This window comes from Streptomyces sp. NPDC048057 (assembly GCF_040653095.1).
Lineage (GTDB): Bacteria > Actinomycetota > Actinomycetes > Streptomycetales > Streptomycetaceae > Streptomyces.
On sequence record NZ_JBEZNF010000062.1, the window covers coordinates 1 to 11,516 of the forward strand.

The 11,516-nt window shown below is 71.8% G+C and carries 8 protein-coding genes; 5 read left to right on the forward strand and 3 right to left on the reverse strand.

What is annotated here, in order from left to right:
- Positions 1 to 222 precede the first annotated feature (222 nt).
- A complete protein-coding gene (pepN, locus tag AB0E05_RS36195; RefSeq protein ID WP_361971825.1) occupies positions 223 to 2,805 on the reverse strand; it encodes an aminopeptidase N in 2,583 nt (860 codons plus the stop codon).
- 151 nt (positions 2,806 to 2,956) lie between these two features.
- On the opposite strand from pepN, the gene AB0E05_RS36200 reads away from it, so the two are divergent.
- The gene (locus AB0E05_RS36200; RefSeq protein WP_361971827.1) at positions 2,957 to 3,484 is read left to right on the forward strand and encodes a DUF1203 domain-containing protein; all 528 of its coding nucleotides are present in this window, start codon (positions 2,957 to 2,959) and stop codon (positions 3,482 to 3,484) included.
- Positions 3,485 to 3,866: 382 nt separating this feature from the next.
- On the opposite strand, the gene AB0E05_RS36205 is transcribed toward AB0E05_RS36200, so the two are convergent.
- Both AB0E05_RS36205 and AB0E05_RS36210 read right to left on the reverse strand, forming a co-directional pair.
- Positions 3,867 to 4,466 carry a LysR family transcriptional regulator gene (locus AB0E05_RS36205; protein ID WP_361971829.1) on the reverse strand — a complete coding sequence of 200 codons (600 nt, stop codon included), beginning with the start codon at positions 4,464 to 4,466 and terminating at the stop codon, positions 3,867 to 3,869.
- A 595-nt stretch (positions 4,467 to 5,061) separates the two neighbouring features.
- Positions 5,062 to 5,526 carry an SRPBCC family protein gene (locus tag AB0E05_RS36210; protein WP_361971831.1) on the reverse strand — a complete coding sequence of 155 codons (465 nt, stop codon included), beginning with the start codon at positions 5,524 to 5,526 and terminating at the stop codon, positions 5,062 to 5,064.
- 361 nt (positions 5,527 to 5,887) lie between these two features.
- Between AB0E05_RS36210 and AB0E05_RS36215 the strand changes: the two genes are divergently transcribed.
- From AB0E05_RS36215 to AB0E05_RS36230, 4 genes are all read left to right on the forward strand, one after another.
- Entirely contained in the window at positions 5,888 to 9,262 is a 3,375-nt protein-coding gene (locus tag AB0E05_RS36215; protein WP_361971833.1) for an RHS repeat-associated core domain-containing protein, read from the forward strand.
- A 130-nt stretch (positions 9,263 to 9,392) separates the two neighbouring features.
- Complete coding sequence (locus AB0E05_RS36220; protein ID WP_361971835.1) at positions 9,393 to 9,596, forward strand: hypothetical protein; 204 nt, start codon at positions 9,393 to 9,395, stop codon at positions 9,594 to 9,596.
- 111 nt (positions 9,597 to 9,707) lie between these two features.
- On the forward strand, positions 9,708 to 10,367 hold the full coding sequence (locus tag AB0E05_RS36225; protein ID WP_361971837.1) for a HEAT repeat domain-containing protein: 660 nt from the start codon (positions 9,708 to 9,710) through the stop codon (positions 10,365 to 10,367).
- A gap of 6 nt (positions 10,368 to 10,373) precedes the next feature.
- The gene (locus AB0E05_RS36230) at positions 10,374 to 11,378 is read left to right on the forward strand and encodes a MerR family transcriptional regulator (protein WP_361971839.1); all 1,005 of its coding nucleotides are present in this window, start codon (positions 10,374 to 10,376) and stop codon (positions 11,376 to 11,378) included.
- The last annotated feature ends 138 nt before the right edge of the window (positions 11,379 to 11,516 follow it).

An 11,516-nucleotide genomic window follows, 5' to 3' on the forward strand; every position in this document is an offset into this window, starting at 1 on the left:
GTCATGACGTTGATCGGCGCCGGCCACATCACCACGATCCAGTTCCTCGGCACCATAGCCTGAACCAGCCCGAGGACGTCGAGGTCCTGCGCGACAAGCCATAGACGGGCCGCAGTCGGGGTACGGGCTTTAGTGCTACGGCGCGTAGCCGAGACCTCAGCGTTCTCACGGACCGCCACAGCGGGCCCCCGGAGCGGGTGGCTCCAGGGGCCCGGCCGGGCGTCAGGCGCGGGCTGCCTCGTCCGCGGACTGGGCGCGGAGGGCGCGCTCCACGCCCGCGCGCGACTCCAGCACCAGACGCCGCAGCGCGGCGTTCGGCTCCGCCGACGCCAGCCACGCGTCCGTCGCCTCCAGCGTCGCCGGCGACACCTGGAGCGAGGGGTACAGCCCGGTCGCCACCTGCTGCGCCATCTCGTGGCTGCGGGACTCCCACACGCCCTTGACCGCCGCGAAGTACTTCGCCGCGTACGGCGCCAGCAGGTCCCGCTGGTCCGTCTGGACGAAGCCCGCGATCACCGCCTCCTGCATGGCGTTCGGCAGGTCGTCGCGCTCCACGACCGACGCCCACGCCTCGGCCTTCGCCTCGGCCGTCGGCCGTGCGGCGCGGGCCGCCGCCGCGTGGCGCTCGCCCGCCGCGGTGCGGTCCCGCTCGTACTCCGCCGCGATGCCCGCCTCGTCCAGCCGGCCCGTCGCCGCCAGCCGTCCCACGAACGTCCAGCGCAGCTCGGCGTCGACGGTCAGACCCTCGATGGTCTCGGTGCCGTCGAGCAGCGCGCGCAGCAGGTCGAGCTGCTCGTCGGTACGGGCCGCGCCCGCGAACGCGCGCGCCCACGCGAGCTGGTGGTCGCTGCCCGCCTCGGCCGCGCGCAGCCGCTCCTGCGCCTCCCGCGTCCAGGTGTCCAGCAGCGCCGGCCGCGCGGCCGGCGCCGCGTACAGGTCGATCGCCAGCTTCACCTGGCGGTGCAGCGACTGCACCACGCCGATGTCGGTCTCCTTGCCGATGCCGGACAGCGCCAGTGCGACGTAGTCGCGGGTCGCCAGCTCGCCGTCGCGCGTCATGTCCCACGCGGACGCCCAGCACAGCGCGCGCGGCAGGGACTCGACGAAGTCGCCGAGGTGCTCGGTGACGACCTTCAGCGACGCCTCGTCGAGGCGGACCTTCGCGTACGACAGGTCGTCGTCGTTCAGCAGGATCACCGCGGGACGCCGGGTGCCCGCCGGGAACGGCACGTCCGTCAGCTCTCCGTCGACGTCCAGTTCGATGCGGTTCGTCCGCACCAGCCGGCCGTCGCCGTCCAGGTCGTAGCAGCCGATCGCGATCCGGTGCGGACGCAGCGTCGGCTCGCCCGTCGCCCCCGCCGGCAGCGCCGGGGCCTCCTGGCGCACCGCGAAGGAGGTGACGACGCCGTCGGCGTCCGTCTCGACCTCGGGGCGCAGCACGTTGATGCCCGCGGTCTCCAGCCACTTGCTGGACCAGGTCTTCAGATCGCGCCCGGAGGTCTCCTCCAGCGCGCCCAGCAGATCGCTCAGCCGGGTGTTGCCGAAGGCGTGCGCCTTGAAGTACGCCTGGACGCCGCGGAAGAACTCGTCCTCACCGACGTACGCCACCAGCTGCTTCAGCACGCTCGCGCCCTTGGCGTACGTGATGCCGTCGAAGTTCACCAGGACGTCGTCCAGGTCCCGGATCTCCGCCATGATCGGGTGCGTGGACGGGAGCTGGTCCTGGCGGTACGCCCAGGTCTTCATGGAGTTCGCGAACGTCGTCCACGAGTGCGGCCAGCGCGAGCCGGGCGCCGCGGCCTGGCAGGCGATGGAGGTGTACGTGGCGAACGACTCGTTCAGCCACAGGTCGTTCCACCACTCCATGGTGACCAGGTCGCCGAACCACATGTGGGCCAGCTCGTGCAGAATCGTCTCCGCGCGCACCTCGTACGCGGCGTCCGTCACCTTGGAGCGGAAGACGTACTGGTCGCGGATGGTCACCGCGCCCGCGTTCTCCATCGCGCCCGCGTTGAACTCCGGCACGAAGAGCTGGTCGTACTTGGCGAAGGGGTACGGGTAGTCGAACTTCTCCTGGAACCAGGCGAAGCCCTGCCGCGTGACCTCGAAGATCGCGTCCGCGTCCAGGTGCTCAGCCAGCGACGGCCGACAGTAGATGCCCAGCGGGACGGTCTGCCCGTCCTGCTCGTAACTGCTGTGCACCGAGTGGTACGGGCCGACGATCAGGGCCGTGACGTACGTCGACATCCGCGGCGTCGGCTCGAAGCGCCAGACGTCGCCGTCGGTGCCCGTCGGCTCGGGCGTCGGCGAGTTCGAGATCACGGTCCAGCCCTGCGGGGCCTTCACGGTGAACTGGAACGTCGCCTTCAGGTCCGGCTGCTCGAAGTTCGCGAAGACCCGGCGCGCGTCCGGCACCTCGAACTGGGTGTACAGGTACGCCTGCTCGTCGACCGGGTCCACGAAGCGGTGCAGGCCCTCGCCGGTGTTCGTGTACGCGCAGTCCGCGACGACCTTCAGCTCGTTCGGGCCCTGCGGCAGGTGCTTCAGGTCGATCCGGGAGTCCCGGAAGACGGCGGCGACGTCCAGGACGTTGCCGTTCAGGACGACCTCGTGCACGGCCGGTGCCACCAGGTCGATGAAGGTGTGCGCGTTCGCCTCGGCGCAGTCGAAGCGGACCGTGGTCACCGAGCGGTACATGCCGCCCTGCTGCGCCCCGCTCAGATCGAGGTCGACCTCGTACGAGTGGGTGGTGAGCAGGCGCGCCCGCTGCTGCGCCTCTTCGCGGGTCAGGTTCGTGCCAGGCACGCGGTGTCTCCTCGGATATATGTGGTGTTTGCGGCCATCCTTCCATGGCGGGTGCGGTACGGGCCTGTGAGTATCGCCCGGCCGTGACCTGGGGCAATGCAACGTCCGAATCCCGCCGGACGGAAAGGGCGGGGTGGGGGAGGCTCGTCGCATGACGACGACGACCGCCTCTGCGGCCCCCACCACCCACCATTTTCTGCCCATCGAGGCCGGTGCCCTCGTGGAACTGCGTGCCACCGATGACGCCGGGCGCCCCTGCGTCCCCTTCACCGACGACCGCGGCGGGCGGCCCCTGCGGTGCTGCCTGCGGGCGAGCGAGCAGGGCGACTCCATCGCGCTGGTGTCGTACGCCCCGCTGCGGCGCTGGGCCGCGGAGCGGGGCGCGCGGCCCGGTGCCTACGACGAGCAGGGCCCGGTCTTCATCCACGCGCAGGAGTGCGGGGGGCCGGTGGAGGGGCAGCCGGGCTACCCCTTCGCCCGAACGGGTGCGCTGCGGGCGCTGCGCAGGTACGACGCGGACGGCCGCATCGTCGGCGGCCGGATCCTGGAGGTCCCGGCCGACGCGAACGGCGCTTTCGAGCGGGCGCTGGGGGAGGCGTTCGAGGAGGAGGGCGTGGTGCTGGTGCATGTGCGTGCGGTGGAGTTCGGCTGCTTTCTCTTCGAGGTGCGGAGGGGGTGAGCCGGGGCGGGGTGCGGGTGCGGGTGCGTGGGGTGCGGGTGGCGTGCTCGCCGTAGCGGTGCGGGTGCGTTGGCCTCTGCGGACCGTGCGTGGCTTGTCGCGCAGTTCCCCGCGCCCCTGTTTCGCTCAGCCCATCGCCTGCCTGCGGGCCGGTGGAACTTCCCCATCGGGCAACGGCCGCTGCAACTGCGTTCCCCGTACGCGCTGGGGCCGCCGGGCCCGCCTACGCCCGCAGGGCGTGAGCATTCAGGGGCGCTGGGGGTGCCCCTGTGCCCGCAGGGCACAGGGGGAGGAACTGCGCGACCAGCCACAGACAGCGCGCGGTCGCGGTGATTGCGTACCGTCCATGGCGCTGCCGCGCCCCCGGCGAACCCCGTAGGGGCTACGCCGCTGCGAGGTTCCTCGCGGTGGTGATCGCCGCGGCGAAGGCCCGGAGGGGCGGGGTCGACTCGCCGCGGCGCCAGACGAGCGCCAGGGTCTGCTGCCCGGTGGAGAGGACCGGGCCCACTTCCAGGTCCGGCTCCTCCACCGGCAGCGGCACCACCGCCGTGTCCACCTCGCCCCGGCGCAGCGCCCCGAAGGGATCCGCCAGCGGCAGCTCCGTGAGCTGGGTCCCCGTCTGCGGCCACGCCTCGCGGAACGCGGAGACCGCCCGCGTCAGCTGGTCGTTCGCCGCGCACTGGAAGCCGATCCGCAGGGTGTCCGCACGGCCCCTCGCCGCCGCCCGGGCCGCTTCGACCACCGACTCCAGGTGCTCGTACGCCGGGCGCAGCTCCGTGAGGAAGCGTTCGCCGAAGGGGGTCAGGCTCACGCGACGGCTGGTGCGCTCCACCAGGCGGGCGCCGATCCGGCGCTCCAGGGCGGCGAGGAGCTGGCTGACCCGGCTCTGCGTGATGTACAACCGCCGCCCGGTGCGTCCGAAGTGCAGTTCCTCGGACAGCACGATGAAGCAGCGCAGCTCGTGCGTCTCCAGCCCGCTCACCCGTCCGACCTCCACTCGAAGCCCCAAGCCTCATAGAAGGATGAGGTCGTCTTCATTCTTCCCCGTGGGCGCTCGACGAAGGCTCAGCAACTTCATTAGTTGTCCCTGGTGTTGTGTCGACTTGGCTGCTGGTGTGGAGCTGCTGCGTATGTCCAGGGCCGCGAAGCGTCTCGGGATGCATCCGATGACGCTTCGCCAGTGGGGTTTTGAACGGCGAGATCCCGTTCATCCGGGTCGACCGTGAGCGCTGGTTCTCCTCGGTGGATGTGGAGAACACGAAGCGCAGTAGCGACTTCTCCCGCGGCTCCGGCTGGAAGTGGGCCATCTGCCCGTCCTGCCGGTGGCAGGGCGACCGTGGTCAAGGCGCATGGCGACGCATCGCCGCACGCGGCCCGGCTGCCCGCGCAGCCCACCGGCACCAGGGCGTGACCACGGTCAGCACACCCACCACCGGCCACGCGGAGCAGCACTCGGCGCGGGATTCCACTTCCACGCTCACGCCACCCCGCCCAGGTGGGCAGAACCCGTGTCGAACCCCACGGTTCACAGGGGACCGCCCAGCTGAACACAGACGCTTGAGCACCTGCCATCGGCCTCAGCGCGCGGTGACGTGCGCCGCCAGATTGGCCAGTGAGGAGCCGAGCCCCGCCTCGTGGTCGGCCCTGCTGATGCCGGGCGGCACGTCGGCCGCGGTGACGGTCACCTCGGTGCCCGCGTCGACCGCGGTGAGCGCCCAGGTCAGCGTCATGACGCCGGCGAACGCCGGGTCCTCGGCTTCGAACACCGCCCGCTGCACCACCCGTTCGTCCGGTGCCATGTCGACGAAGTCGATCTCGACGACGTCCGTCGCGTCCGAGGTCTTGCCCGGGCTGTCGACGGGGTCGAGATAGGTGAGGACCATCCGGAATCCGCCACCGGGCCGCGGGTCCCACCGTTCGATCCGCCCGCTCATGCCCTCCGGCGGCAGCCACGCCTCCAGGGCGGCCGGATCGAGCAGCGCCGCGTACACGGCCGTCGGAGGAGCGGTGATCACCTTGCTGGCGCGGTCTGTTCGGCTCATGGTCCGACCCTACGCGGGACGGGCGGGGGGTGATCGGAGTGCGGGCCGCGGTATCACGCGATGGGCCGCACGCATCGCGCCAATCCGGGTGCTCGGACGTCGCCCCTGGTGGCGCAGATCGACCTGTGGACATTCACGGCGGTTCTGTCGAGGGATTCATCGACATCGTCGTCGACGAGACCGACCGAAAAGCGCTCAACCATTGGGCATGTACACGTAATTGGCGCGGGGGCATGCCTACCGTGCCGGTGCCCAGTGGCCGTTGGGGCTGCTGTGGTCTGCATTCCTGAGGAGGAGACGTATGTCTTCAGGCACCACAGGAACAACGCACAGACGTCGCCGTCCCGCTCCGCGCCGCGTCATGGTCGCCGCATCCGTGGCCGTCGCCCTCGTCGTCTCGGCGGTGCCGGCCCTGGCGCAGGGCGCACCGGAGAAGCGGGCGGGGGAGACGTCCTCCGCGTGGGGCAAGAGGGGCCAGCCGGTGGCGATGCCGCCGGTGAAGGTCGGCAAGAACAAGGCGCCGGATTCGGTGCGCGGCGCGACGTCCGCCGAGGTTGCCCGGTGGCGCACGGCGCAGCGGGACCGCGCCGCCAGCGCCCGCAGCGCCCCGGTGCCCGAAGCGTCGCAGCCCACCGCCAAGGCACTGGCCGCGGTCGTGCCCAAGGGTCAGGGCGAGGTGCCGTGGCACCAGATCTCCGACGTGCGCGTCACCGACTCCCTGGTGGTGCGGACCAACTACTCCACCGGCAACCTGATGCTCGCCGCCACCGACCTCCAGCTCTCGGGCGTCGGCAAGTCGCTGCGGCTGACGCGTACGTACAACTCGTTGGACGCCCCCTGGGGCAAGGTCTCCCAGCGCTGGTGGCAGAACTACGAGCGGTACGTGCAGATCGAGGCGGACAGGGTCGTCCTGTACGACGCCACGGGCGCCTCCGTCACCTTCCCGAAGAAGGCCGACGGCACCTACACCACCCCCGAGGGCCACCGCCTGGACCTGGCGAAGTCCGCCAACGGCGAGTACGTCGTCACCGAGCGCGGCTCGGGCACCAAGGACACGTACAGCCCGCAGGGCACGCTGGTGAAGGTGACCGACCGCAACGGCGGACACGTCCTGGTCACCCAGCACGACGCGGGCGGCGAGCACAAGGGCTTCAAGCTCACGGAGTCCCGCTCCGGCCGCTGGATCGACCTCGTCAAGACCTTCCCCGCGCAGTGGCAGGCCAAGGACAACGCCGGCCGCACCGTGGTGTACGACCTCAACCCGTCGGGGGACCTCGCGAAGGTCACCGACTCCGAGGGCAAGGCGACCCAGTTCGGCCACGACGCCGACCGCCGGCTGACGAAGATCACCACCCCCGAGGGGCGGGTGACGGTCTTCACCTACGACGCGAAGAACCGCGTCACGTCGATGAAGCGGGCCACCCACTTCAACGGGTCCGGCGAGACCGGCCCCACCTACACCTACCGCTACTCGGCCGACGCGCCCAACAAGGCCGGCTCCACCACGGTCACCGACCCGGCGGGCAACACCACCACGTACGCGCACGCCGCGGACGGCGAGGTCACCAAGGTCACCGACGCGCTCGGCAAGACGCGCGACCGGACCTACGACGCCAACCGCAACCTCCAGACCGCCACGGACGCGATGGGCGTCGGCGGCACCCCCGGCAACGTCACCGCGTACGGCTGGGACGCCCGCTCCAACCCCACCTCCGCCAAGCTCCCCACCGGCGCCACCTCCTCCCTCAGCGGCTACCGCACCATCGGCGGCGCCGACCTGCCCGGGAAGATGAACAGCGCCGACGGCGTCGACATCAGCTACGCCTACGACGACGCGGGCAACACCACCAAGGAGACCGTCGCCGGACCCGAAGGCGGGACCCGCACCTTCGCGTACAACCCCGCGGCCCCCACCTGCGGCGGCTTCCAGGGCCAGCGCTGCGAGATCAAGGACGCCAACGGCAAGGCGACCAAGGCGACGTACGACGCCAGGGGCAACCTGGTGAAGGTCGCCCCGCCCGCCCCGATCGGCGCCAGCACCTACACGTACGACGAAGCGGGCCGGGTGGCGACCGCCACCGACGGCCGCGGCACGAAGACGACCTTCACCTACGACCACCGCGACCGCATCACCCGCGTCGCCGGCCCCACCGGCTGGGCCGACTACGCCTGGGACGGCGACGGCAACCTCCGCCAGCGCTCGGACGCCACCGGCATCGTGACGTACGCCTTCGACCCGCTCTCCCGCGAGACGGTGCGCACGCTCCAGAACGGCTCGCAGACCGTCCTCACCTACCACCCCGAGGGCAACCTGGAGACGTACACGGACCCGGCCGGCACCGTGCGCTACGCCTACGACAAGGTCAACCGGCTGGAGTCGCTGACCGACCCGCAGGGCAAGAAGACCGGGTACGAGTACAACGCCAACGACGCCCGCACCAAGACCAGCTACCCCGGCGGCACCGTCGAGACGGTCACCCGCGACAAGGCGAACCGCCCGGAGCGCATCAAGGCGACCTCGGCCAAGGGCACCCTGCTCGACCTCGCCTACGACTACTCCTACACCAGCGGCACCACCACCAAGGACGGCGGGCGCATCCGCACCGAGACCGACGCCGTCGCCGGGCTCAAGCGTGCCTTCAGCTACGACTCCGCCGGCCGGCTCACCTTCACCAAGGAGACCAAGGGCGCGGCCGTCAACGACAGTTGGCTGTACTGCTACGACAAGGCCGGCAACCTCACCTCGCAGGGCACGGCCGCGGGCTGCCCGGGCGGCACGACGTACACCTACAACGACGCCTCCCAGATCACCGGCAAGAACGGCAGCACCAGCGGCTGGTCCTACGACGGGGCCGGCAACGAGACCGCGGGCGCACCCACCCCCGGCTCGACCCGCACCGGCGCGCACTGGAACGACTTCTCCCAGCTGACCTCGCTCACCCACGGCGGCACGACCTACCAGGGCCGCTACGCCTCCACCGACCAGTCCGAGCGCACCGAGTTCGGCGGCACCCTCTTCCACCACGGGCCCGTCGGACTCTCCGCGAAGACCACCGGCGGCGTGGACACGAACTTCGTCCGGGAGCCGAGGGGCAAGCTCAACTCCTTCCGCACGCACGGCCCGGCACGGACCGTGCACACGTACTACTACCTCACCGACGCCATCGGCTCGACCCGCGCCGTCGTCAACGAGGCGGGCGACAAGGTCAACACCTACGACTACAGCCCGCGCGGCGTCACCCGCTCCATCAGCGAGCAGGTGCCCCAGCCGTACCGCTTCGCCAGCGGCTACCAGGACCCCACCGGGCTCTACCACCTCAGCGCCCGCTACCTGGACCCGAACACCGGGCGCTTCACCCAGCCCGACCCGGCGGGCGTGGAGACCAACCCGTACCTGTACGCCTCCGGTGACCCCACCAACCTCATCGACCCCAGCGGCCTGTTCAGCATCGGCGGCATCGTCGACGCCATCGGCGGCGGCGTGGACGCGCTCGGCTGGGTCGGCGACGGCTTCAGCGCCGTCCACGGACTGGTGACGGGCGACACCGTCGGCCTGTGGGGCGACGTCGCCGGCTTCCTCGCCGGCGGTGGCTTCTTCCTCGCCTGCGAGGCCGTCCTGCTGGGCAGCGCCATCCCCACCGGAGGCATGTCGATGTGGGGCCAGCCGATCTGCTTCGCCGGGGCGTGGGGAGCGGGCGAAGCCGCCTCCGGCCTCGTCGACACGATCTTCGGCTGAAGCGCCGCACTCGGTTCGGCACCACAACCGGTTAACGCTCCACCGGCCGGGGAGGGATCCCGCAGGGGTTCCTCCCCGGCTCACCCGTCCGTCGAAGGAAACCGCGCGAAAGGTGATCACCGTGGACCGCATGGGATGGAGCACGGAGCGGCAGGCCGCTATCCGGTTCTACGTCAGGGGCGTCAACGCCTTCGCCGCGCTGTTCGTCGTCCTCGTCACCGCCCTGACCCTCAGCACCGGCCGGCACCTCGGCTGGCTCCTGGTGGCGGGCGCCATCGCCCTGTGGGCCGGCTTCACCCTCTTCATGCGACGCCTGCAAAAGGGGCAGCCCTGACGCCTCGGGGCCCGCCGCACGGCGAAACCGCGCCCAGGCCCGCCGCACAAGGGCACCGTTTGACCTTGACACGGTGGCAAGCTCTTCACTGGGGGCAAGGAGGTGGTCCGGATGACCGCAGAGACGGCAGGCGCGCTCGGGGCGCTCGCGGACGGCGACGCGTCGATACGGCTGCGCGCCGCGCTCGCGATCGGCATGAACCCCGCCCCCGACACAGGGGCCGTCGACTCGCTCGTGGCGCGGTGCGCGATCGAGCCGGAGTTCTCCGTACGGGAGATGCTGACGTGGGCGCTCACCCGGCACGACCCGGCCGCGACCGTCCCCCGGCTGCTGCCCGAACTCCGCTCGCCGCTCGCCCAGGCCCGCAGCCAGGCCCTGCACACCCTGTCGAAGATCGGCGACCCGCGGACCTGGGCGTCGATCACCCGGGACCTGCTGCTCGACGCCGACGACGAGGTGGCGCGGGCCGCCTGGCGGACCGCGGTCGCGTTCGTGCCCGAGGGCGAGGAGTGCGCGCTGGCCTCCGTGCTGACGACGCAGTTCGCCCGCGGCAGCCGGGAGACCCGGCTGAGCCTCAGCCGGGCGCTGATCGGGCTCGGCGAGGAAGTCCTGCCGGCCCTGCACGCCGCGATGGAGGACCCCGACCCGGCCGTGCGCGCCCACGCGATCGCCACGGAGCAGCTCTACCGCGACCCGGAAGCCGGCTTCACGCTTGCGGTCGAGGAGGCGAAGCGGGTCGTGGCCCTCGGCCCCGACGAGGTGCGGTGGTGAGGCTCCGTGCTGATCGGTGAGGTGGCGCGGCGGTCCGGGGTCAGCGCCCGGATGCTGCGTCACTACGAATCGCTCGGCCTGGTGCGGCCGTCGGACCGCACCGACGCCGGCTACCGCGAGTACTCCAGCGCGGACATCGAGCGCATCTTCCACATCGAGAGCCTGCGGTCCCTCGGGCTGTCGCTGCACGAGGTCAAGCGGGCACTCGACGACCCCGGCTTCGCGCCGTCGGAGCTGGTCGAGGACCTCACCCGGCGGACGCTCCAGCGCATCGCGGCGGAGACGGAGCTGCTGGCCCGGCTGCAACGGATCGAAGCCGCCGAACCCACCGGCTGGGAGGAGGTCCTCCAGGTCGTCGCCCTCCTCCAGGCGCTGGATTCCGAGAGCGCGGGCAAGCGCCAGCGCGCCGCCCTCACCGCGGTCGACGAGGCCCCGGTGCCGGTGGCGACCCTGGTGGAGTCGGTGCTCGGGGAGAGCGACCCGAACGTGGCCGGGGCGCTGCGGTGGGCCCTCGCGCAGTCCGGCGACCGCGCCCTCGCGCTGCTGGCGAAGGGCCTGCGCTCACCGGACGCGGAGGTGCGCGAGCGGGCCGTGCAGTCCATCGCCGAGTTCCCCGACGGCACGGCGACCGCGCTGCTGCAAGGCGCCCTCGCCCACCAGGACGTCGCGGTCCGGCGCCGGGCCGCGCCCGTGCTCGCCGGCCGCGGGGTGACCGAAGCGGTCCCCACCCTCGTCGACATGGTCGTCGACGGGGCGAACGACGTGGACGCGGCCGATGCGCTGAGCACGCTGGCGCACGGCGCCGCGGGGGCGGACCGGATCGCCGCCGCACTCGTCGACCGGCTGGCCCGCACCCGTACCGACCAGGCCGGGCGACGACGGCTCACCCAGGCGCTCGCCGACGTCCCGGGCGCCACCGCGGCACGCGCCCTCGCGGAGCTGGCGCAGGACGCGGACCGCGCCGTCGCGCTGACCGCCGCGTACGTCCTGGAGCTGCGCGACGGGCGATGACGTGCGCGTACGCCCCCGGGCACGCGTCGGCCCCGCACCCGTGCACTTCCGTTCTAGTGGTCGTTGCAACACCTCAGCTCAAGGGGTGCGATGGACTTCAGGATCCGGGAGAACCGGCAGGCTCAGGGGCCCAAGGCC

Coding starts and splice junctions, on each gene's coding strand:
- AB0E05_RS36200 (WP_361971827.1), top strand. CDS start 2,957: ATGACGACGACGACCGCCTCTGCGGCCCCCACCACCCACCATTTTCTG.
- AB0E05_RS36210 (WP_361971831.1), bottom strand. CDS start 5,526: ATGAGCCGAACAGACCGCGCCAGCAAGGTGATCACCGCTCCTCCGACG.
- AB0E05_RS36215 (WP_361971833.1), top strand. CDS start 5,888: ATGGTCGCCGCATCCGTGGCCGTCGCCCTCGTCGTCTCGGCGGTGCCG.
- AB0E05_RS36220 (WP_361971835.1), top strand. CDS start 9,393: ATGGGATGGAGCACGGAGCGGCAGGCCGCTATCCGGTTCTACGTCAGG.
- AB0E05_RS36225 (WP_361971837.1), top strand. CDS start 9,708: ATGACCGCAGAGACGGCAGGCGCGCTCGGGGCGCTCGCGGACGGCGAC.